Below are 23,701 nucleotides of genomic sequence, written 5' to 3' on the forward strand. Positions count from 1 at the left end.
TTGCTCCCATTGCTGGGTGACATATCTTCAATATGCCGGGTTGCCCCATTCGGACATCTGCGGATCAATTCGTGTGTGCCAATCCCCGCAGCTTTTCGCAGCTTACCACGTCCTTCGTCGCCTCTGAAAGCCTAGGCATCCGCCATACGCCCTTAACGATTTCTTTCCTAATAATTATATTAGTATATTTTTATACTCGGCACTCGAAAGTGCTCGGTTATCTCTTTGTGATGTCTTTATCGTTAATGTCAATGATCTATTTTTCTTCTTAGATGTCTAATGAACAAATATTGTTTTTGGCTCTATTCGTCACTTTTAAATTAGACCTCTAAAACTGTGGAGAATAAGGGAGTCGAACCCTTGACCTCCTGCGTGCAAGGCAGGCGCTCTAGCCAGCTGAGCTAATTCCCCTCTAATTCTTTAGTAGTCTCGGGCAGGCTCGAACTGCCGACCTCTACATTATCAGTGTAGCGCTCTAACCAGCTGAGCTACGAGACTTTAAATCTCTTCCCTCTTACTAATGATTAGGGGTATATTTTTATATATCAACCAGTAAAAAACCAAAGCGAACTGAGTAAGTTCTTATTTTAATTTTGTTTTACGTCTAAAGACGCTCTAAAATGAGATGTTCCAGCCGCACCTTCCGGTACGGCTACCTTGTTACGACTTAGCCCTAGTTACTAGTTTTACCCTAGGCAGCTCCTATTACGGTCACCGACTTCAGGTACCCCCAGCTTCCATGGCTTGACGGGCGGTGTGTACAAGGCCCGGGAACGTATTCACCGCGCCATGGCTGATGCGCGATTACTAGCGATTCCAGCTTCATAGAGTCGAGTTGCAGACTCCAATCCGAACTGAGACCGGCTTTCGAGATTTGCATCACATCGCTGTGTAGCTGCCCTCTGTACCGGCCATTGTATTACGTGTGTGGCCCAAGACGTAAGGGCCGTGATGATTTGACGTCATCCCCACCTTCCTCTCTACTTGCGTAGGCAGTCTCACTAGAGTCCCCAACTGAATGATGGCAACTAGTGACAGGGGTTGCGCTCGTTGCAGGACTTAACCTAACACCTCACGGCACGAGCTGACGACAACCATGCAGCACCTTGAAAATTGTCCGAAGAAAGCTCTATTTCTAAAGCTGTCAATTCCCATTTAAGTCTTGGTAAGGTTCCTCGCGTATCATCGAATTAAACCACATAATCCACCGCTTGTGCGGGCCCCCGTCAATTCCTTTGAGTTTCACTCTTGCGAGCGTACTCCCCAGGTGGCTAACTTATCACTTTCGCTTGGTCTCTGAAGCTTGCGCCCCAAAAACGAGTTAGCATCGTTTACGGCGTGGACTACCAGGGTATCTAATCCTGTTCGCTCCCCACGCTTTCGTCCCTCAGCGTCAGTTATATCTTGGTAACCTGCCTTCGCAATTGGTGTTCTAAGTAATATCTATGCATTTCACCGCTACACTACTTATTCCAGCTACCTCAAATATACTCAAGACTTACAGTATCAATGGCAGTTCTATCGTTAAGCGACAGGCTTTCACCACTGACTTATAAGTCCGCCTACGGACCCTTTAAACCCAATAAATCCGGATAACGCTTGCACCCTCCGTATTACCGCGGCTGCTGGCACGGAGTTAGCCGGTGCTTATTCGTATAGTACCTTCAGCTACCCTCACGAAGGTAGGTTTATCCCTATACAAAAGAAGTTTACAACCCATAGGGCAGTCGTCCTTCACGCGGGATGGCTGGTTCAGGCTTTCACCCATTGACCAATATTCCTCACTGCTGCCTCCCGTAGGAGTCTGGTCCGTGTCTCAGTACCAGTGTGGGGGATCACCCTCTCAGGCCCCCTAAAGATCATCGCCTTGGTGAGCCGTTACCTCACCAACTAGCTAATCTTGCGCGTGCCCATCTCTATCCGCCGGAGCTTTCAATATTAATTGATGCCAATCAATATATTATGGAGTATTAATCTTCCTTTCGAAAGGCTATCCTCCAGATAAAGGTAGGTTGCACACGTGTTCCGCACCCGTACGCCGCTCTCAAGTTTCCGAAGAAACTCTACCGCTCGGCTTGCATGTGTTAGGCCTCCCGCTAGCGTTCATCCTGAGCCAGGATCAAACTCTCCATTGTATGTTTGTCTGACTCACTCAAAGTTGACTTCGCTTTGGTTTATTTTTTTTACTTGGTTGTTATATTGTATTTCAAAGATCTCTTTTTCTTTCGCGCCTCAGAAAGCTTTTCTGTCATCTTTCGTTTCTGATTTGCGAGTGCAAAAGTATAAATTATTTTTTAATTGACAAAACTTTTTTTGAAAAAATTTTTATTTTTTTTCGAGACCGTCAGTCGCACTATTTTATTAGTTAGTTTAACTTAATCTATCTCTTTCAAAAAAAACCTCTACTCTTCTGCGCTCCCTCATTTAAGGGACTGCAAAGGTAAGACTTTTTTCTTAACTTCCAAATATTTTTTGAAATATTTTTAAGTTTTTATTTCGTCTCTTTTTCTTAATTAGCTTCTGCTCTTTCCCGTAACGTTTGTTATCGTTTGGGAGTGCAAAGGTACAAAGTTTTATATAATTTCCAAATTTACCAATGAGTTTTTTGCGAGATAAATCACAACTTACTGAAAATTAGTGGAAAAAATTCACTTATACTTTATGTTAAATTGTAAGGTTTGTTTGTAAAACTGTTTTTAGCCCCGATTAAAACGGAAATCCTTTTTGGCGAGAGGCTATGCTAAGCCAAAAAGATTGCAGTGGAAAGCGGGAAATAGCTTCTAAAATTTCTGATAAATGGTTAAAAGAAACTGTGCAAATGATTTTTCTATGGCTATAATGTCTCCTGTTTTATAATTTATGCCTGGAGAAGCAGGTGAATTTGCAGAAATTTTTTTTCCTGAAATCTGAAAATATTGTTCGGGCTGGTTATTTTTAGTCTGGAGTTTTATTCTTGCCCCTAAAAATTTACCTACTGAAATATCTGTAATCTCTTGTTGAGATAAATCTAACTGAAGAAAACTTCTCTGTGGCAACTTTATTTTTTTATTATTAATCCTTACCTCAATTTCTTTTTCTGGATTTATGAGATAGGCTGTATTTTCTTTATGAGGAATAGTCTGCTTTTCTTTATAATATATATATAGTATATAGTGATGTGGATTAAAGGTAGAATTACCTTCTATATTTTCGGCGGGTTTCATATAATAGGTATTGCCACCGATAGATTTTGCTTTTTTATAAATTTCCGAAAAAACAGCTGCGTCTTCTGTAGAAAATCCTGAAATTTCTATTTTCCCTAAATACTGAGCGTCTGTTTTGGGTTCTTCAGACAGTGCATAAAGAAATTTATCATTATTGGCATGAAATTCTTTGGCTTCTGTGAGGAATATATTCTGTGAGAAACAAAAACTACTATATAATAATATATATATGTATAAGATTTTTTTCATTTTAATTATTTTGTAATACTTGAATGCAGTCTTCTAGACTTTCTTCCCAAGGTTTTAATTGGATGGCATAGGTTTTAGAAATCTTGTCTAAATCTAGAACACTATTTTTTGGTCTTTTTGCTGGTGTAGGATATTGTGAAGTTTCAATGGCGTTTAATTTAATCTTAGCCTCTGAAAGTTCTGCAATCTTTTCGGCAAAATCAAACCACGAAATTTTGTCCAAATTAGAAAAATTAAAAATCCCTGGTGTGATTTTTTCTGATTTTATGATTTTCATAATCGCCTCGGCTAAATCATTGGCATTGGTAGGCTGCCCAAATTGGTCTGCTACGATATTCAATTCTTCTTTAGTAGCGAAAAGATTGAGCATCGTTTTTACAAAATTTTTGCCAAATTCTGAATATACCCATGATGTTCTGAGAATAACCGAACATGGATTCACTTCCAAAGCCAATTCGTCTCCCGCTAATTTAGATGCACCATAAACGCCCAAAGGATTGGTAAAGTCTTCTTCTGTATACGCTAAATTATTTTCGCCATCAAAAACATAGTCTGTTGAAACATGAATAAATTGTGCATTATTATCTGCACATGCTTCTGCCAAATTTTCTGTGCCGTCAGCATTGACCAAAAAAGCTTTTTCTACATCTGTCTCTGCTAAATCTACAGCAGTGTAAGCCGCTGCATTGATACAAAAATCAGGAGCATTTTGCCAAAAGAAATCATTTACTTTTTCTTTATTGGTAATATCTAGTGTTTCTGAATCTGTAAAAATAAATTCGAACTCTTCAAATTGAGAAGAAATTTTCTGAAGGCATTGTCCTAATTGTCCGTTTGCCCCAGTTACTAAAATTTTTTTCATTATAAAATAATTTCAGGAAGTTCTAAAAAAGAAATAGCGTTTAAATCTTTTTCTGAGATTAATTGTTGATCTGCTGGAATTCTCCAGTCAATATTTACAGTATTATCTAATGGATGAATCCCGCATTCTGACTCTTTATTATAAAAATCATCACACTTATACCCAACTAAAGCTGTTTCTGAAAGTACAGAATACCCATGTAAAAAACCTTTTGGCACAAATAACTGCCATCTGTTGTCTTCTGTAAGTTCTACAGCAAAAGATTGACCAAAGGTGGGTGAATCTTTTCTTACATCTACAGCAACATCTAATATTCTGCCTTGTACACAGTATACCAATTTAGCTTGTGCATAAGGTGGAAGCTGCATATGCAAACCTCTGATTGCACCGTAATGTGAAAACGCAAGGTTGTCTTGAACGAAATCTCCTTCTTTGCCAGAAAGCTTTTGAAAAATATTTTTATTATAATTTTCGAAAAAGTACCCGCGATTATCGTTCCAGATTTTCGGTTTTAAAATAAAACAATCTAAAAGGGCTGTATTTTCTATGTCCATCTTATCCTTTATTTAAAATTCTGAAATATTGAACTCTGTCTTTGAACTCTTGATGAGGAATTTCTACCAAATATTGAGAAAAAAGCTCTTTAGTTTCTGCTGGTAGTACCTCTGATCTTCTGGTTTTCATATTAAAATAAATAACCGTAATCCAAAGTACTGCAAAAACTTCTTTTTCGTTTTCGTCTTTCATGAGAATTTCTACTTTAGAAACTCTGTCTGTCATCTCGATGGTTTTACTACTGATGACAACCTTGGTATTGGCTTTTACTTCTTTTAGGTAGGCAATTTCATTTTGAACGGCTACCCAAGTGCAGCCTGTTCTTCTAAAATAATCTTCATAAGTGAAGCCATAAAACTCTTCTACATGATCTTCTCTAGCATTGAGCATGTACTCTAAATACTTTACATTATTAAGATGCCCAATAGGGTCACAATCGCTGAATCTAATTTTTACTAGGCTCGAAACTTCTTTTTCCATTTTCATAATTTAAGATTTTTATTCTTTATACAAATAAAGAATGATGGTACAAAAATAAATAAAAAAACCACCTTATTGTAAGGTGGTTCTATATATTTAGGCGATAAATTACATTCCTAATTCTTTTTTTACAGCAGCTGTAGCATCTGGACCAGCTTTGTAAATTAATCCTTGAGTTGCAGAATCGAAAACAAAATCCCAACCGTTTGCTTTAGCAGCTCTGGTGATGGCATCATTTAATCTTTTTTCGATTGGTGCATAAGCAGCATCTTGCTTATCTAATAAATCTTTTTGAGCAGTCTGAGACATTTGCTGAAGATTTTGTTGAGTTTTACCCAATTCAGTTTCTTTAGCTTCTCTTTGTTGAGCAGTTAATTTAGCACCTTCTTGTTGATATTTCTGAACATCTGCTTGGAAAGCATTTGCTAATTTTTCTAGTTCTGCTTGTTTAGCAGTCGAGAAAGCTTTTAATTGTTCATCAGCTTTTATTTTTTCTGGCATCATGTTAAGAATAGCTGCCACATCTACTGTAGCTATCTTCTGAGCCTTTGCAACTCCGAACGACATAAACATCATCACTGCTGCAAATAATACGCTTAATTTTTTCATGTTTTTCTAAAAATTTAAATTGTTTATTATTTTACTATTTTTTATTTTTTGCTTTAGCGTCTTTACTTTTAGTGTCTTCTTTAGAAGAACCTTTGAGTAATTGGTCTAAAACTTTATCGGTGTAATCGTATCTTTTGTCAAGAAAAATAACACTCATATTATTACTTTTATCAAGAACTATGCCCAAACTATTTTTTTCTGTAACTGTTTTGATGGCATTCCAAATTTGGTCTTGAAAAGGTTTTGCTAAATTAGCTCTAAATTTATTAATTTCTCCTTCTCCGCTAAATTTTTCAGCAATAAATTTTTTAATTTTTTTATCGAGATTTTTTACTTCTGTATCTCTTTGTTTTAATTGCTCTCCTACTAAAAGAACTTTTTCATTTTCAAAAGCGGCTTTTTTAGCATCATATTCTGCTTGTAGAGACTGTAATTCTGTTTCCCAAGCTTTAATCTGCTCTTCTAATCGCGCTTGTGCTTCTGTATATTGTGGCATTTTACTCAATATATAATTGGTATCTACCACTCCTATCTTTTGTGCAAATGTAACAGAATTAGCGGTTAAAAAAATTAAAAATATTAAAAAAACTTTTAAATTTTTCATATTAATAATGATTGTGTGTTATAATGACTGATTCATTAAGAAGTGAGTCTGCCATCCTGAAGGTTCTGAACCGCCAATAGTTTTATCAAAACCATAAGCGAAATCAAATCCTATTAAACCAAATGCACCCATGTAAACTCTAATCCCTAATCCTACGGATCTTTTTAACTGAAACGGATTAAATGAAGAATAATTGTTCCAAGTGTTTCCTGCTTCAGCAAAAGTTAAGGCAAAAATCTTAGCCGTTTGGTTCATAGAAATCGGATATCTTAATTCTGCTGCATATCTGCTGTAGATTGTTCCTCCTCCAATTGGGGTGATATCAGTTGCTGAACCACCTTCTGTAGAAGCATTTTCATAACCTCTTAAAGGAATTAATTCTCTACCATCAAATCTTCCGCCGAATAAACCTGTTCCCCCTACATAGAATCTTTCAAATGGTGGAGCTCCCAATTCACTATTATATCCATTTAAGAATCCCATTTCGGCAGTACTTCTTAGTACTAACTTTCCTACCACCTCATTATAAGCATCTGCTTTTAATTTAACCTTATAAAATTCCATCCATCTATATTTTTCTTGTGGTGTCATTTTAGAATAATCTTTATTTTGGAATAAAGAATAAGGTGGGGTGAATTTAATAGTAGCTTCTACGTTAGAACCTGTGGTTGGGAAAATAGGGTCATAACCTGCGGAATTTCTACTTAAGCCTACATTGAAACTAAAGTTATTCGCATTACCGTTACTCACCGTTGTAGAGCCAAACTGGAATGGATAATTTTTAAAATTATAACTTTGGTATGATATACCTGTATATAAAGAAAAATAGTTATCTGGCCAATTTAAAAGCCTATTCAAACCTACATTTGCAGAGAAAATATTTAATTTTTGACTAGCTCCTGTGTAATCTTTATAATCTACCATAGATTGGTTTAGTCCAACTGATAATGCTGTAGGTCTGGTTCCAAATAACCAAGGTTCTGTGAATGACAAACTATAGTTTTTAAAATATTGTCCAGCCTGTGCTTGTACAGAAAGCATCTGCCCATCTCCTTGTGGAATTGGTTTAAAATCTTTGAACTTCAAGAAATTTCTTAATGAGAAGTTATTGAATGTTAATCCTAGGGTTCCGATAAATGATCTACCTCCATAACCCGCTTGTAATTGTACCTGAGAAGAACCTTTTTCTACCAAAGTCCAGTGAACGTCTACGGTATTGTCTTGTGGATTTGGTTGGATATCTTGACCTATTTGTTGTGGGTCAAAGAATTGCATTCCTGCTAAGTCAAAATAAGTTCTTTTAATATCTAATTTAGAGAATAAATTTCCTGGTTTTGTTCTTAGTGAACGAAGAATTACGTGGTCATGAGTAGTCGTGTTACCAGACCAAGTTACTCTGTTCCAACTTGCTTTTTCTCCTTCTTTTATTCTTATTTCTATATCAATAGAATCTCCTCTTACAGCTTTTTCTACTGGTACAACGGTTGAGAATAAATAACCATTGTTTAAGTAAAGTGATTTGATATCTGTATCATCTTCTTTACCACCATCTTCACCTACTTTTTTATTAAATCCTACCGCGTCATAGATTTCTCCTTTTCTGTAACCTAATAATTTTTGTAAAACTTCTGTAGAATAAGACGTATTCCCGATGAAATTAATCTCACCAATGTAATATTTTTTCCCTTCGTTTAGTTTTACATTGATATTAAACCCTTTATCGTTTCTCCAAACTGAGTCTGAAAGAATTCTAGCATCTCTAAATCCTAACGAGTTATAATAACTGATAAGATTTCTTTTGTCTTCATCATATTTATCCTTAATGAATTTAGAAGGTTTTAAAATTCCTTTAATACCAAATCTTTTTTGTTTTGTTTCTTTGAAGCCTTTTTTACGAAGTTTGGCATCAGAAACTTGGTCATTCCCTTCGAATTCTATTTTTGCAATTTTTACCTTTTTACCTTTAGCAACTTCTATCGTCCAATCTACTAGATTAGGGTCATTGGCATTAATTTTATCTTGAATGGTAATTTTCGCATCAGCGAAACCTTTTTTCACATATTCTTGTGGAATTTTATTTTTAAGTGAAGATACTAGGTCATTGGTAATTTTAGTACCAGGCTTCAGGTTATTATCTTTAATGAGTTTTTCATTTTTAGATTTCCCTACACCTTTTCCTACGAATTTTACTTCGCCGAGTTCTTTAAGGTCTTGTAAGTAGAATTTAAGAACTACACTTTGTCCTTCTACATCTTCTACGTATACTTCTACTTCTGAGAATGATTCTGTTTCCCAAAGTTTTTTAACTGCACTACTGATTTTTTGCCCAGGAATATCTACTACTTCTCCTTTACTAAGCCCTGTGAATCTTAAAATCTGAGCTGGGGAATATTTTTTTACACCATCTACTACAATGTCTTTTAAGATATAAGATGAAGTCTGATTTTGTGCAGCAGCAGTTTCTTGGTTAGGAGTTACCTGCGCCGAAATGTTTACAGACGCAAAAAATAAAAAAATTGGGATTAAAATATATCTCATTGTTTATAATATTCTATAAAGATTAATTAGTGATTTGTTCACTGGTTTTACCAAATCTTCTTTCTTTGTTTTGGTAGTTTAAAATACATTGATAAAGATGTTCTTCTTGAAAATCTGGCCAAAATATATCTAAAAATTGTAATTCTGCATATGCAATTTGCCAAAGTAAGAAATTACTTACTCTCACTTCTCCACTGGTTCTAATTAATAAGTCTACTGGTGGTAAATTTTTGGTATAGAGATGGTTTTCGAATAGTTTTTCATCTATATCTTCTACAGAAATTTTATCATCTTTTACTTCTTGTGCTATCTCTTTTACTGCATTTAGAATTTCTCTTTGTGAGCCATAGCTCAATGCAAGAACTAGATTACTCTTCGTATTTTTTTTTGTAAGATCTACTACATTAAGTAATTGCTCACTTACCAAGCTAGGTAATTTTTCTATTTCCCCTATTACGTGCAGTCTTATACCTTTAGAAAAAAGTTCTTCTGCTTCTTCTAATAAGGTTTCGGAGAGTAAACTCATTAATGTACTTACCTCATCCAAAGGACGATTCCAGTTTTCGGTAGAAAAAGTATATAACGTTAGAAATTCTATACCTGCTTTTTCGCAAGCAGAGAGTGCATTTCTTACCGCAGAGATACCACTTTTATGTCCAAAGGTTCTTTCTTCTCCTCTAGATTTTGCCCATCTCCCGTTTCCATCCATGATGATGGCCACATGTTTGGGAAGATTATTTTTATCAATTTTTTCTAAAATTTCCTGCATCATTATTTACTTATTGACAATAGCATGGCGGTCTTCCGAATGAATAAGAAAGACCAAGAGACATAGAGTTCATCCAATCTTTAGAGTTTAAATTCCCTAAATTGTACTGATCGCTATAATCTAATGTGTCACTATTGGTTGCTCGGAACATAAACTCTCCGAACAATGCCCAGTTATAATTAAATTTATATTTAAGGCCCGCTCCAAAAGGAATGGCAAAACCAAATTGATTTCCTTCTAAAGTCGTATTAAACATTAATCCAGAAATTCCTCCAAAAATATATGGACTTAGCATACTTTTTTGTTCTTCGTTTACTGGTAAAAAATTGTAATCAAAAATCACTGAAGCCTCATAAACAGAGTTTGTTCCATATAAACCTCTACTTGCTCTATATAATTCCTGTGCGTAATTATCATCAAACTGAATATGATTGTAAGCTAGTCTAAATCTCAATGATTGATATGGATTAAAATTCATTCTATACATTATAGCAGCATAAAACGGTATTCCTTCATCAGAAAAATTACTCATACTATTAGGAAACGGATTGATGTATTTGGTCTTACCAATATCTCCGGTAAGATTACTTGTTCCTAATTGTATGCCTATCTCATGTCTTTGTGCCTGTGCAAAAAGATTCATGAAAAATAAGGCTATGATTACTAATGTTTTTCTCTTCATGTGTGCTGTGTGTTACTTACAACTTCAGCGGTTTAATAATCTGCAAATATAAAACATTTTTACATTAAGACTTATCTTAATGTTTAGTTAAATATTACCACTTAAAGTATAAATTTTATTTAAATATTTTTATTTAAAACCCAAATGTGTTTTAAATATTGTTTTATGTCAAAAAAACTCCCTCAAATAAGAGGGAGAACTATTATTTAATCTTCAAGATTTTCTTGAGTTTATTTCTTAATTTAATTAATGTAGGCTCTTCATAATTGGCATCTTCATCAAAGTAGCCGTAGCCATATCCGTAGCCATAACCATAGCCATAACCCTTATCCATCTCAAAGTCATTATAGATAAGCCCTAGGTGTTTAATCTCACTGTTATGATATTTTTCGGTAATCATTTTCAACATGTACTTTTCGGTATACTCGTGTCTCACTACATAAACGTTTGCATCAGTATATTTCATCAATTCAAAAGAATCTACTACCAAGCCCACTGGTGGCGAATCAATAATTACAAAATCATAAATCTTTTTTAAGTCTTCAATAAATTGTTGATTTTTTTCGCTCATCAGTAATTCTGATGGATTAGGAGGGATAGGGCCAGAGGTAATAACATCTAAATCTGGGATTCTAGTTTTGTTAATGATTTCTTCTATTTTTACCTCTCCAGTAAGATAATTAGAAATTCCTACTTTATTATTTACTTTGAAATCTCCAAAAATTTTCGGTTTTCTAAGGTCCATTCCTAGTAGAATAGTTTTTTTACCACTTAACCCTAAGACTGAAGCTATATTAATAGAAACGTAGGTCTTACCCTCACCACCAATAGAAGATGTAACCATTAAAACTTTACTCTTGCCATCTTCTTTGTACAAAAATCTGAGATTAGCTCTTACTCCTCTAAAGGCTTCAGAAACAGAAGATTTCGGCTTTTCTAAAACACTTAAATTATTTTCGTGAATATTTTTGCCAATTACTCCCAAAAGTGGAATTTTAGTAGCATTCACCACTTCTTTAATCACTCTAACCTTATTGTCTAATAATTCAGAAATCAATAAAATAAGAATTGGGACTAATAAAAAGCCAAACAATAGAATATTTCTAATAAATCCAGTATCAGGAGAAATAGGAGCTTGTCCTAAGTTTTTTGCCTTATCAATTACTGTAATATCTGATGTATTGGTTCTGAGTCTAAGTTCTGACTCCGAAAGTTTAGCCAAAAGAGTGCTATAGGTAGATTCATTTACGGTAAATCCTCTCTGCGCATCTATAAATCTCTGTTGTTTATACGGAAGAGTGCCTAAATCTTCCTCATATTTTGCAATCTGGCTATTAATGGTTGCTAGTTCCGCATCATAAACGCTATAATATCTGTTCAAATGTTTATATGAACTCCCTCTAGCATCATTAATCAATCGATTAATTTCTTTAATAGGCTCAGACTGTGGAGTGTAAATAGTAGATAATTCTGCTTTTTTTGCATAAAGAGCTTTAAGCTCAGAAATAGTGGCATTAAAACTTCCATCTTCTACCCCAGCTGCATTTAAATTAATTAAATTGTCTAGATTTTTACCTACAGAACTTTTAACTGCATTTAGCGCATTGACTTTTGTAATAATATCCGCCCTTTTTTGTTCTAGTGATGTTATACTTTGCAAAATACCAGAAACATCTCCTTTTTCATCAGTTAATTTTTCTTCTACTTTAATTGAATTAAGTTTTGCAGAGCTAGAGTCTAATTTTATTTTAGCCTTATCTAGATTTTCTTTTATAAATTCTACTGTGTTTTTTTCTACAATGCTTTTGTCTCGTTTTCTTTTTTCAATAAGTTCTTCTACACTTTTATTGAGAAAATTTACTGTACTGTTTAAATTATAACCACTCTTGGTAATGATCATCATCGTACTTAATTCTTGATCAAATTCTATGGAAATTGTGTTTTTAATTTCATTCACAGTTTGATCTATCGTCTTTAGACTGATAACAATATTATGCAAATCTATTTCGATTGGCTGAGTGTTTTTTACTAATTTGAATTTAAGAAATGGGGTTTCATACCATTCATTTATTCCTATAATCTTATTTGGTAATCTAGAAAAATTATGTGTTTTTTTAAATCCTTCAGAATTATAATCATATAGACTATTGGTTGAAAATTTTTCTGGTAAAACTACTTCATACTTCCCTGAAGACTTAGGAATAAGTGTAATTTCAATATTTACAGCCTGTGGATGAGTCTTATCAATCACTAAAAACACGGGAGAGTCGTCTTTGTCTATATATGTAGTTTTAAGTCTTCCTTTTGTACTATAGTCAATAAATAAATCAAGTTTTTGTACTAAATATTCATTATGAGACCTAGAAGTGAGTAGCTTCTTCAAAAATAGACCTTCTTGATTTGAGCCGTTTCCCCAAATGAAATTTATGGACTGATTGGGGGTAAAATAACTTGAAGAATTATTAGAAATACTCACTGTAGTATTAGAAGCATAGACTCTCTGTGCATAATATTTATTGTAAATAAATGCAGTGGTGTAGCCTAAAAATCCTAAAATAAAAAACCAATACCAGTTTTTAATTATTCTTACTAGAAAATGCTCTAAATTGAAAAAATCAAATGTTCCTATTTTTTCTTTTTCTAGATTTTTATTTTCATTTATGTTTTTTTCAGGAATCATCAATTATATTTTTGTTATCAATAAGTAAATAGAAATTGCGGTGGTAAGAATAGAAACTCCCGTAGTAAGGGTTTGCAATGGTTCTTTGCCAAAGCCATAGAAACTCTTTGCTTTAGTATTAAAAATTACTAAATCACCATTTTGTAACCAAAAATATGGTGAATTTTGTAAATCCTCTCTAGTTAAATCGATTTGAGCTTTTTTAATTCCTTCTGGAAATCTCCTATAAATAATGACGTTTTTCCTATCAACAGTTCTGTCTAAACCTCCGTTTTGTGCTATAGCTTCTAGAATGCTTATAGAAACTTCTGATGCTGTCTTTTGAATAGATTTTCCCTCCACATCATACAAAAAGGTATATTTTATTCCCTCTAAAAAAAGTCTAACTTCAGATTTTTCGGGTAAAAAATTCTCATTTACTCTATTTTGAATATCAGTTTGAATTTCTTCAATAGTTCTCCCCTCTGCCTTTATTTTCCCTATTCCTAGTATGTACACCTCTCCGTTATCGTCTATTTTTAGTCCACTGAAATAAAAACCCGAGCCTGCACCTGCCACAGAAGAACCTCCGCCACCAACTCCTTGAGTATGAAGAATAGAATAAAACTGTGCAGCATCTCCTTTTGGAGTAGTAATGATGTTTAGTTTAAGTATATCATGCCTTGTAACTCTGTATTTAGGCATATTATCATATGAAATAAGTCCCTCTGAATTAAGCACCAAATTTTCATTGGGCTGCAAATACCTTACCTCTTGCATACCCACACACGAAGTAATTATAAGGAACATAAATAAGATTAGCACGTTTAATTTTTTCATCATCAATTTTTAATTTTTTAACAAAAGTAATATTTTAATTATTAATTTTCTTCTTCATCAATATATCTGGTAAGTAAGCACCTAAAAACCCTAGACTGATAATAAGCACTAAGAGAGAATTATTCTCTATGTGTCTAAAAATATAGGCTACTGAAACTATAAGTAGATAATAAGAAATAATATATAGAGTGGCTCTTTTATGAGAGAAACCCATCTTAAGCAATTTGTGATGAATATGGTTTTTATCTGCCTCGAAAGGTGATCGTTTTTCTGCCAATCTGACGATTATGACATTTAAAGTGTCTATAATGGGTAAAATTAAAATAGCTACAGCTATAACAGGAGCAGAATTTAGGTGATAATATATCACTCCCGGTCCTCGTTTTGCAATAAAAATATCTATAAAACAAATAGCTGTAAAAGTAAGTAGAAAGCCTAGAACCATAGAACCTGTGTCTCCCATAAAAATTTTCTTACTTCGTTCTGCAAAATTATAATATAAGAAGCCTATTACGCTTCCCATAATGGTAGTAGATAAAATCACCAATGGATAGTTGTACTCTCCCAATCGATAATAGCTAATACCAAAAAGCCCAAAACATATTAATCCATAAGTGCCAGCTAAACCATCAATTCCATCAATTAAATTAAAAGCATTAACTAAAATTATAAAAGTCACAATACTGAAAATTACACTGAAAAAATAATTGAGCTCGTATACTCCAAATACCCCAAAAAGATTTCTGATTCTAACATCTGACCCTATTACCAACATGGCAGATACTACTAATTGAACTATCAATTTCTTATAAGCTCTCATCACCACTATATCATCCATTACTCCGATGTAAAGCAATATTACCAATGATGCAAAAAGAAATTTATACAAATCAAATAATTGGTAGGCATAAATAGAGGCAGTTACTGATATGGCAAAAAATATAGCTACTCCACCCAAATTAGGAATTTTTCTTTCGTGAGAACTCCTTTGGCCGGGTTCATCTATTAAGTTTTTTCTCCTAGAAATTTTTATAATGGTAGGAATTGAATAATAGGTAATCAATAATGAAGTAATAAAAGAAAATATCACCTTCAAATAAAAAACAGGGAAGTTTAGCGTTGCCAAAAAAGAATCTATCTTATCCATAATTTTTTCTTGATTGAAATGTTATTTCCAAAGTACATTCTGATATTTACTAGGAGTAAACCTTCCTGCATTACCATTAGATTTAGCAAAATTAAAATACATTAAAGTGAGATAAAGCATGTATCCAGATATCAAAGCCTTTTTTGCCTTTTCTTCAACTGCATATATTAAACTAGGTATTACAAACATGGTTAAGAAAAACATGTAAACTCCTGGTAATCTTATGGCAAAAATCCTAGTCCCTCTAAAAAGATAAAACATACATAACCCAAATACAGCCAAGTTTCGCATGTATTCAAAATAAGCAATCTTTTCTGAACCCTTTTTTTCATAAATTAACAAAGTAATAATGAAGAAAATTTTTACAATATCAGTAAGGCCATACTCTAAATCACCACCAAACTGACTATCATTCACATACGCATCATATCCTCCAGAAATAACTTGTGGCAAAAGTGATGAAAACATCTCACCGAATAATTTATACGGTTCTAATGGAGAAAGCAACAAACTAATTATTAAAGCCCATAGAATTTTCTTACTATTCATAGGAATTTTAACCAACCAATATGCTGGCAAAAAAACAATAGAAGTTTTATGGAAGCCCAGTGCCAAATAGATACAAAGCAAAAACATCATCAAATTCCTCTCTACAATATACCGAAAAGAAAAAACACAAATGGCAATTCCTATCCCTTGTCTCATCTGTCCTGAATCCTCGAAAAAAAACACTGGCATAAAATAAAATAAGGTAGATAAGGTTGGAAGTGGAGAAAATTTATATACTGTAGATAATTTAAGACTCACTGTAATAAGAGCCATTACAAAGGTTACCATGTAAAATGGCATCCCCAGATCGAAGATGACTTTATTAATCAATACAAAAATCCATTCTATATCTTCTTTTGACTTACTAAAAAGCGCTTTTTTAAAAACATCTGAATAGTCTGTATAAATAGAAAACCCTACAAATAAATTTTTGTAAGCGGGATAATCTGCTCCTACATAGTACCTAAATCCTCCTAAAACAATAAGCGACACTCCTGCAATTATAGTAAATACAGGTGTTTTTTTCTTATATTGGAAAAGCTCTAATACAGAACCAAAAAATAGAAATATAAATAAAAAAGTAAATGCAGGGTGTAAAAAAACCATTAGCTATAGCTATCTCAACAATATACAAATATATAATTTTTTTAATCGTTATTTAAACTATTGCTTTATTAATTCCATTATTCGGCTAAAAAAATTAAATTTGTTATCAAATAATATTCTGATGCAGAAAATCACCGATAAGATTACAATTATATTTTTTTTACCTATAACTTTTCTTACTATAGTTTTTTATGGTTTTAATTCTGCTTATTATCCTTATGCCCAATTAGAAAAATTACCAGATTATTATTACAGTAATATTTATAATTACAGATTCCTTTCAAGAGATGCGCTAGCGTGGGTTTTTGAACAATTTAACGCTGTTTTCATCAATCTAAATCCCACCATAAAAGAATACGCATTACATTACGGAACTCCATTTTACCATAGTTTTTTCCTTTTCAATGCTTTTTTTCTTGTGCTTACTTCCTTTTCATTGAGCGAAATTTTAGCACTGAAAATATTTGCTAAATCTTCAGAAAAAGCAAAATTAACCATTCACATTCTCATTTTATTGTTGATTAGCATTACCAGCTACGTTTTAACACCTTACGACAGTCCTGCATTATTTTTATTTGCAATTACCCTATTTTTCACACTGAAATATTTCGAAGAAAGAAAACTGCAACAACTTATTATCATTTCCGCACTCATTTTTATTTCAACCTTAAATAGAGAAACTTCTAGCCTAAACATTGCTTTTTTAGGCGCTTTATTTCTAAACAAAGAAATATTGAAAAAAGAAAAATTACAGCAATTCGTCAAAATCATCGCATTGCCAGTTTTTGCTTTTTTGTTGGCTTATATTTCGGTGAGAGTTTTCATAAAAACAGAAGAAGCAACCATTAGTGAAGGCATTTATTTAGTGCAAAATCTCACCAAACCAAATAATATTTTAGGCATCCTATTCTTTATTATTTTTATCAGATTGACTCAAAAAATAAGCAGTTCAAAGCAAAACATTAGCAAAATTTCAGCATTCTTGCTTCTTTGCATGCCTTATTTATTAATGATTTTAATGGTTGGAATTTTGTGGGAAATCAGACTTTTTATTCCCATCATTATCGGAATGATATTGCTTTCTCAAATGAATTTCGAGGAAGAAACAAAAATGGATTAAATTCCATTTAACGAAGTTAAAATCTTTGCGACTTAAAAACGTAAAATGTCAAAAACTCATTTTGCGACTTTGCGTTTTTTTTCAAATTATTTTTCTAATTATTTTTTCAAGTCCAAAGAAATACAGCAAGTAATAAAACTGCTTTTTCAAAGGAAGTGAGAGCAAATAGTTTTTCCCAAATCTCTGATATTTCAAGATTTCAAAAGTTGAAATTTTCCTTTCTTTAATGAATCTTTTCAACTCCAAAGACATTTTTTGGTACACCTCATCCTCTTTTACAAAAGCGAGATACGCCAAAAAAGTATAAACACCTTCTAAAATTTGAAATCCTTGCAACTCTTTTTGTTTGGAAGAATAAACTGAATTTTTAAAAGATTTTTCTACGTTTTTCACGGCTTTTAAAATATCCAAACCTCTTTCTGTATGAGATTTTGAGATAGAATTGCTTCTTTCTAAATATTGATAATGAAACGCATCTGTTTTTACCAAAGTTTTACATTGAAGTAAAATTTGCGGAATCAATTCGATATCCTCGAAATGCATCCCTTTTTGAAATCTTTTTCCTTCAAAAAGTTCTCTTTTGAAAATTTTATTACAAGCAAAATAAGAAATATCAGAAAACACTGAAAAATGCTTTTCTAAGTCTATTTTTTCAGGCAAATTCGGTATTTGCGTAAGTTTTTGAGTTACGTTTCCGTTTTCATTTACTTTTTGAAGATTACAAATTACAATTTCGGCTTCGTGCCTTTTTGCCAAATCACACATTTCTTCCAACATATTTTCAGAAACATAATCATCAGAATCTACAAAAGCGATAAATTCTCCCGTTGCTCTGTCTATTCCAAAATTTCGCGCATCGCTTAAACCACCATTTTCCTTTACAAAAGTTTTTATTTTTTGAGGAAATTTACGTTGAAAAACCTCTACAATTTTTTGAGAATCATCTTTACTTCCGTCATTAATAACCAGAATTTCAATCTCTTGCAAAGTCTGATTCACCAGAGAATTTAAACATTTCTCTAGGTAATTTTCTACATTATAAACTGGAACAATTACAGATATTTTCATTTATTTTTTTGTAAAGTTGTTGATTTGTAAAGTTGTAAAGTCGCTTAAAAAGTTTTTACGACTTTACTATATTTTCACGATTTTACAATCAATCTTTCACTTAACACCCCATTCTTCGCCATATCATATTCATATTGCGAACAAGGAACGCATTTTTGAATATTTTTATCACTACCAAAATACCACAATCCCGTAAAACTGTCTCTTTTGAAAGCAAATTCCTGATCATCTATCAACACCCAAAAAGTATCGTAATGACGTTCTTTCGGATGCGTTTTTTGAATATCAATTCCTTCCAATAAATACCAAAGCATTTGTGCCAACAATTGATGATTCAGAACATTTTCAGCATCTGCATTGAAATTAAAAATTCCCGCCATTTTCAGATTTTCGCCTAAGCCAATTTCTTTCATCACGGCACAGATTTCCCTTCTGTTCAAGCCATTAATTTGAGGATTTACCGAAAATGGCTCTGCAAAACTTTCCACCGCATCGCAATTCAGTGTAACCAAATCTGCTCTACGGAAAAACGGCTCTATTCTATCGGTATTTCCCATCATTTCGGCCAATCTAATTACATCAAACTCCACACTTTTCATGAGTTGCACTGCATCTATTTCATTCAAATGCTTCTGATAACCGAGATGATGATAATCTTTAAGGCTCAACAATTTAGAATTGAAAATTTTCTGCAAAAAATTCTTTTCTGAAATTTCCTCGCCTTCATTGGAAAGGTCAATTTTATTGTTGATTTGAGTGTATCTTATATTTTTTTGATGAAAATTAAGCGCATGAATCATCGCAATCGACAGATCATTTCCTCCGCCTACAACAATCGGAACCGTATTTTTATACAAACACGCAGAAAGAACTTCCTGCAAAATATAATGTGTGTCTTGAAGAGATTTCCCAGAAATAAGGTCTCCCAAATCACAAATCGGGATTTCAAAATCAAATTTCGAAAGTTTATAAAATTCGTCTCTTACTGTATCAAAATTTTTGGCAACCGCATTTCCTTTTCCACCTCTGTAATCGCTACAAAAAACCAACAAAATTCCGTTTTCTGGAATTTCATTCGTAATCACACTTCCTAATTGCCAAGGCTGAGTTTCTATTTTTTTTGGTGAGATGATAATGTCTTCTATGTTCATTGGTTTTTGTGTCAAATTTTAAAATCAGTTTAATTAAAGAACCTTTCCTACAAACTTACAAAATAAGTTCTTCAACTAAAAATTTAAGTTTCGGCTAAAACAAATAGTTTCTCCACAAAAAAAGCGGACTAAAGTCCGCTCTTATTGATTTTATAATCTTTTGAAAATTATTTCTTCTTCGCTGCAGGTTTTTTCTTTTCTGCAAAAGCTGTTTTATCTTGGTCAGTAATCCATTTTTTTACTTCATCCAGAGAAACGGTTTGCAATTCTTCTGCTTCATACTTGCTTCCGTCTTCTTTTTTAGGAATTTTGAACATTCCTTTGCCAAATTTGATGAAAGGTCCCCATCTTCCGTTTTCAATAGAAATTTTTTCTTTTTCCCATTGCTGAATATAGCGGTTAGCTTCCTTCTCTAATTTTGCAGAAATGAGCTCTTCTATGTCTCCTTGAGTAAGATTGTCAAAATCATATTTCTTCGGAACATTTACATATAAATCTTTGTATTTTACAAATGGCCCAAATCTTCCTGTTCCTTTCGTTACAGGTTCACCTTTATAAGTGGCAATTGGCGCATCTGCTTCTATTTTTTCTTTGATAAAATTTTCTGCAACTTCCTGTGTTACCGAGAACGGATCTGTTCCTCTTCCGATAGAAATAAATGCATCTCCCCATTTTACATAAGGCCCGAATCTCCCTACGCCAACAGAAACTGGTTTTCCTTGGAATTCATTTAAGTCAAATGGAATTTTAAATAGCTCTAGAGCTTCTTCAAAACTAATGGTATTGATATTTTGAGTAGGTAATAGTGAAGCGTAAGTTGGTTTCTCTTCATCATCATTTTCACCAATTTGAATCATCGCACCATATCTTCCCATTCTAGCGTAAACATTTTTACCAGATTTAGGATCTACACCTAATAATCTCTCGCCAGTAGCTCTGTCTGCATGCTCTTCTACATCTTCAATTTTCGGGTGAAAATTATCATAAAAATGCTTTAGGGTTTCTTTCCATTTTTCTGAACCATTGGCAATATCGTCAAAATCTTGTTCAACTTTTGCAGTAAAACCATAATCCAAAATTTCATTGAAATTACTGATTAAAAACTCATTCACTACTTCACCAATGTCCGTAGGAACGAATTTATTTTTATCTCCCCCGAATTTCTCCGTCAAAACTTCTTTTTTCAGACCAGATTTTCCTAGAGAAAGTTTTACGATTTCTCTTTCATGCGGTAGAATTTCTCTTTTATCTACATATTCTCTATTCTGAATCGTCTGAATCGTTGGTGCATAAGTAGAAGGTCTACCAATTCCCAGTTCTTCTAATTTTCTTACTAAAGCAGCTTCGGTATATCTTGCTGCTGGTTTAGTGAATTTTTCGGTAGCCGTAATTTTTTTGAAATGTAAAACCTCGCCCACCTTTACTTTTGGCAACAGTTTTTCGTTGTTTTCCTCATCATCTTCTTCTGTTTTCGAAATTCCATAGACTTTTAAGAAACCATCGAAAACAATCACTTCACCTTGTGCTTCAAAATGACTTGGCAAAGCAGAATTCCCGATTTCAATTACGGTTTTTTCAATTTTTGCATTAGCCATCTGAGAAGCTAGAGTTCTCTTATAAATGAGTTGATATAATTTATTGAGTTGTGCATCACCAATGGTTTTCACTCCAAAATCAGTCGGACGAATTGCCTCGTGTGCTTCTTGAGCAGATGAAGATTTCGTAGTATAATTTATTGGCGATGAATATTCTGCCCCAAATTCTTTTTCGATGAAATCTTTAGCAGCACTAATTGCATCTTGAGAAAGATTTACTGAGTCTGTTCTCATATAAGTAATGTACCCTTCTTCGTAGAGACGCTGTGCAATTCTCATGGTAGAAGTTACATTATACCCTAATCTATTAGAAGCTTCTTGCTGTAATGTAGAAGTAGTAAAAGGTGCAGAAGCAGAACGCGTTCCTGGCTTTTTTTCTACATTTAAAACTTTGAATTCAGTATTCTGAGATTTTTCTAAAAATGCTTCCGATTCTTTTTCTTGAGCAAAATCTTTTTTCAGTCTTGCGGCAATTTCTTGCTTTTCGGCATTTAAGAAAGTTCCTTCCACTTTATAAGTAGAAGTCGGTTTGAAATTTCTAATTTCTTGCTCTCTTTCTACTACCAATCTTACTGCAACAGATTGTACTCTTCCCGCCGAAAGTCCGGTTTTCACTTTTTTCCAAAGTACGGGCGACATTTCAAAACCTACAATTCTGTCGAGAACCCTTCTTGCTTGTTGAGCATTTACGAGATTCTGGTCAATTTTTCTAGGGTTTTCAATCGCTTTCAGTATTGCATTTTTGGTAATTTCGTGGAAAACAATACGCTTGGTATTTTCTTCTTTGAGTTTTAATTCTTGTGCTAAATGCCAAGCAATAGCTTCTCCTTCACGGTCTTCATCGGAAGCTAACCAAACGATTTCTGCTTTTTTCACCGCTGCTTTCAGTTCAGTTACTAATTTCTTTTTATCAGCAGAAACTTCGTAATCTGGCGTGAAGGTTTTAAGGTCTATTCCCATTCCTTTTTTGGGTAAATCTCGGATATGACCGAAGCTAGATTTCACTTCGAAATCCTTTCCAAGATACTTCTGAATGGTCTTCGCTTTTGCTGGTGACTCTACGATGACTAGATTTTTTGACATGCACAAAATTTTTGCAAAAGTAGAAACTTTTTTTTAAACAATCGTTTTTAGCAATTTTCTTACGGTTTTCTTTTCTTCAAATAAAGTATTTTATCTTCGTTTCATTCATTTTTTCTATAATAAGAAGTTGGTTTTTCTTGGCATTTAATTTGATGAAATTCTGCCAATGATTTATTTTTGCACTATCAAAATATGAAAACCACATTATCTACTTTTACAAAAATTCAAAAAATGAATTGCTGTTGTTCTTTTAAAACAAAAGAGGACGGGTTAGATGATGTAACGTTTTAAAATACAAATGTCTCCATATATCACTGAGTCCTCGAAATGAGGACTTTTTTTTATTTAATCATTTAAAATTTTATTCATGCCAACAGAAAACAAAATCAGAATAACCGCATTTTTAGTATTTATCTTAACCTTTTTATACATCACAACTCATTTCATTTGGATTCCTATTTTTCTATTGATAGATTTTGCTTTGAGAGGTTCTGGATACGGAAAATGGAGCGTTTTAGGGTTTTTAGCAGAAAAAATAGTTTCGATTTTTAATTTTGAACAAAAACCCATTTATTTTCCACCGAAACAATTTGCAGCACAAGTAGGTTTTATTTTTTCATTGACCTTGTTGGTTTTTAATCTTCTCGAAATCAACAGTCTTATTGTAAGCGGAATTTTGCTGATTTGCGCAGGTCTAGAGGCATTTTTCAATTTCTGTGTAGGATGTTATGTGTACAATGCTTATTATCACATCAAAAATAAATAGCATTTATTTAACATTTTCAAAAGGTACAACTGCATTAAATTCTATTATTTTTGTAGAATACAAATCTTATTTTATTGAAAAACTTCATTCAAAATTCCATTAAAAGTCAGAAAGTATTCTATCGATATTTCCGTAGGAAAGGCATTAAAAGACTTTTCAAAGAAAATATCTTAGAAAGTGATGGAGACAACAAAACTAAAGCGCTTTCTATTGCTTTAGGAATTTTTATTGGACTGACTCCATTTTGGGGATTTCATACCGTTTTAGCGCTTTCTTTAGCTGCTATTTTTAAGCTGAATAAGTTTTTGTCATTTGTGTTCTCCCAAATCAGCATTGCTCCTTTGGCGCCCTTCATCATAGGAATTTCTATGTTTTTCGGTTCTTTTTTCGTGGGAGGAAAAACCGATTTTTCTCATCAAGAATTGAATTTAGAAATGGTAAAACACAACTTGTTACAATATGTGGTGGGAAGTTTTGTTTTTGCAACAATAATAGCAATGAGCTTTGGATTTATATTTTACTACTTATTGAATCTTTTCCAAAAAGAAAGCACCTCTTAACTCACT

At 33.2% G+C, this 23,701-nt stretch carries 19 protein-coding genes, 2 tRNA genes and 2 rRNA genes (1 of these 23 running past the window's edge); 3 read left to right on the forward strand and 20 right to left on the reverse strand.

Annotated features, from left to right (window positions below; all coding sequences use genetic code 11):
- The 17 genes from N7277_RS01900 to N7277_RS01980 form a co-directional block, all read right to left on the reverse strand.
- Nucleotides 1-166 (reverse strand): 23S ribosomal RNA (locus N7277_RS01900); it reaches 2,613 nt to the left of the window's first position.
- Nucleotides 167-337: 171 nt separating this feature from the next.
- Nucleotides 338-411, reverse strand: a tRNA-Ala gene (locus N7277_RS01905).
- Between the two features lie 13 nt (nucleotides 412-424).
- Nucleotides 425-498, reverse strand: a tRNA-Ile gene (locus N7277_RS01910).
- A 120-nt stretch (nucleotides 499-618) separates the two neighbouring features.
- Nucleotides 619-2,135: ribosomal RNA gene (locus N7277_RS01915) — 16S ribosomal RNA — on the reverse strand.
- The 16S and 23S rRNA genes sit together here with 2 tRNA genes alongside, the layout of an rRNA operon.
- 645 nt (nucleotides 2,136-2,780) lie before the next feature.
- Complete coding sequence (locus tag N7277_RS01920; protein WP_274780085.1) at nucleotides 2,781-3,452, reverse strand: hypothetical protein; 672 nt, start codon at nucleotides 3,450-3,452, stop codon at nucleotides 2,781-2,783.
- A gap of 1 nt (nucleotide 3,453) precedes the next feature.
- Complete coding sequence (gene rfbD / locus N7277_RS01925) at nucleotides 3,454-4,314, reverse strand: dTDP-4-dehydrorhamnose reductase (protein ID WP_274780086.1); 861 nt, start codon at nucleotides 4,312-4,314, stop codon at nucleotides 3,454-3,456.
- Complete coding sequence (rfbC, locus tag N7277_RS01930; RefSeq protein WP_274780087.1) at nucleotides 4,314-4,868, reverse strand: dTDP-4-dehydrorhamnose 3,5-epimerase; 555 nt, start codon at nucleotides 4,866-4,868, stop codon at nucleotides 4,314-4,316. Before rfbC ends, rfbD begins: the two co-directional genes overlap by 1 nt.
- Before the next feature lies 1 nt (nucleotide 4,869).
- The gene (locus N7277_RS01935; RefSeq protein WP_274780786.1) at nucleotides 4,870-5,349 is read right to left on the reverse strand and encodes an acyl-CoA thioesterase; all 480 of its coding nucleotides are present in this window, start codon (nucleotides 5,347-5,349) and stop codon (nucleotides 4,870-4,872) included.
- A gap of 108 nt (nucleotides 5,350-5,457) precedes the next feature.
- On the reverse strand, nucleotides 5,458-5,958 hold the full coding sequence (locus N7277_RS01940) for an OmpH family outer membrane protein (RefSeq protein ID WP_274780088.1): 501 nt from the start codon (nucleotides 5,956-5,958) through the stop codon (nucleotides 5,458-5,460).
- A gap of 34 nt (nucleotides 5,959-5,992) precedes the next feature.
- Nucleotides 5,993-6,562: an OmpH family outer membrane protein gene (locus N7277_RS01945; protein WP_274780089.1), complete on the reverse strand. Its 570-nt coding sequence runs from the start codon at nucleotides 6,560-6,562 to the stop codon at nucleotides 5,993-5,995.
- 18 nt (nucleotides 6,563-6,580) lie between these two features.
- On the reverse strand, nucleotides 6,581-9,100 hold the full coding sequence (locus N7277_RS01950) for a BamA/OMP85 family outer membrane protein (RefSeq protein ID WP_274780090.1): 2,520 nt from the start codon (nucleotides 9,098-9,100) through the stop codon (nucleotides 6,581-6,583).
- A gap of 22 nt (nucleotides 9,101-9,122) precedes the next feature.
- Nucleotides 9,123-9,869, reverse strand: a complete 747-nt coding sequence (locus tag N7277_RS01955; protein WP_274780787.1) for an isoprenyl transferase — start codon at nucleotides 9,867-9,869, stop codon at nucleotides 9,123-9,125.
- Nucleotides 9,870-9,879: 10 nt separating this feature from the next.
- Nucleotides 9,880-10,551, reverse strand: a complete 672-nt coding sequence (porG, locus tag N7277_RS01960; RefSeq protein WP_274780091.1) for a type IX secretion system protein PorG — start codon at nucleotides 10,549-10,551, stop codon at nucleotides 9,880-9,882.
- 202 nt (nucleotides 10,552-10,753) lie between these two features.
- Entirely contained in the window at nucleotides 10,754-13,231 is a 2,478-nt protein-coding gene (locus N7277_RS01965) for an exopolysaccharide transport family protein (RefSeq protein WP_274780092.1), read from the reverse strand.
- 3 nt (nucleotides 13,232-13,234) lie between these two features.
- Complete coding sequence (locus tag N7277_RS01970) at nucleotides 13,235-14,053, reverse strand: polysaccharide biosynthesis/export family protein (protein ID WP_446715117.1); 819 nt, start codon at nucleotides 14,051-14,053, stop codon at nucleotides 13,235-13,237.
- A gap of 31 nt (nucleotides 14,054-14,084) precedes the next feature.
- The gene (locus tag N7277_RS01975; protein ID WP_274780093.1) at nucleotides 14,085-15,197 is read right to left on the reverse strand and encodes a glycosyltransferase family 4 protein; all 1,113 of its coding nucleotides are present in this window, start codon (nucleotides 15,195-15,197) and stop codon (nucleotides 14,085-14,087) included.
- Nucleotides 15,198-15,218: 21 nt separating this feature from the next.
- Nucleotides 15,219-16,352, reverse strand: coding sequence for an EpsG family protein (locus N7277_RS01980; protein ID WP_274780094.1), 1,134 nt, complete (start codon nucleotides 16,350-16,352; stop codon nucleotides 15,219-15,221).
- Between the two features lie 121 nt (nucleotides 16,353-16,473).
- Here N7277_RS01980 and N7277_RS01985 point away from each other — a divergent pair, with 121 nt between their 5' ends.
- Nucleotides 16,474-17,472 carry a hypothetical protein gene (locus N7277_RS01985; RefSeq protein ID WP_274780095.1) on the forward strand — a complete coding sequence of 333 codons (999 nt, stop codon included), beginning with the start codon at nucleotides 16,474-16,476 and terminating at the stop codon, nucleotides 17,470-17,472.
- Between the two features lie 81 nt (nucleotides 17,473-17,553).
- Here the strand turns inward: N7277_RS01985 and N7277_RS01990 are convergent, their stop codons facing one another.
- The 3 genes from N7277_RS01990 to topA form a co-directional block, all read right to left on the reverse strand.
- Nucleotides 17,554-18,540 carry a glycosyltransferase family 2 protein gene (locus N7277_RS01990; RefSeq protein WP_274780096.1) on the reverse strand — a complete coding sequence of 329 codons (987 nt, stop codon included), beginning with the start codon at nucleotides 18,538-18,540 and terminating at the stop codon, nucleotides 17,554-17,556.
- A gap of 74 nt (nucleotides 18,541-18,614) precedes the next feature.
- The gene (locus N7277_RS01995) at nucleotides 18,615-19,691 is read right to left on the reverse strand and encodes a formimidoylglutamase (protein ID WP_274780097.1); all 1,077 of its coding nucleotides are present in this window, start codon (nucleotides 19,689-19,691) and stop codon (nucleotides 18,615-18,617) included.
- Between the two features lie 167 nt (nucleotides 19,692-19,858).
- The gene (topA, locus tag N7277_RS02000; protein ID WP_274780098.1) at nucleotides 19,859-22,369 is read right to left on the reverse strand and encodes a type I DNA topoisomerase; all 2,511 of its coding nucleotides are present in this window, start codon (nucleotides 22,367-22,369) and stop codon (nucleotides 19,859-19,861) included.
- 367 nt (nucleotides 22,370-22,736) lie between these two features.
- Here topA and N7277_RS02005 point away from each other — a divergent pair, with 367 nt between their 5' ends.
- Nucleotides 22,737-23,135 carry a DUF4395 domain-containing protein gene (locus N7277_RS02005; protein WP_274780099.1) on the forward strand — a complete coding sequence of 133 codons (399 nt, stop codon included), beginning with the start codon at nucleotides 22,737-22,739 and terminating at the stop codon, nucleotides 23,133-23,135.
- A 74-nt stretch (nucleotides 23,136-23,209) separates the two neighbouring features.
- Nucleotides 23,210-23,695, forward strand: a complete 486-nt coding sequence (locus N7277_RS02010; protein ID WP_274780100.1) for a DUF2062 domain-containing protein — start codon at nucleotides 23,210-23,212, stop codon at nucleotides 23,693-23,695.
- Nucleotides 23,696-23,701 lie beyond the last annotated feature (6 nt).

It is taken from the genome of Cloacibacterium sp. TD35 (assembly GCF_028864635.1).
GTDB lineage: Bacteria > Bacteroidota > Bacteroidia > Flavobacteriales > Weeksellaceae > Cloacibacterium.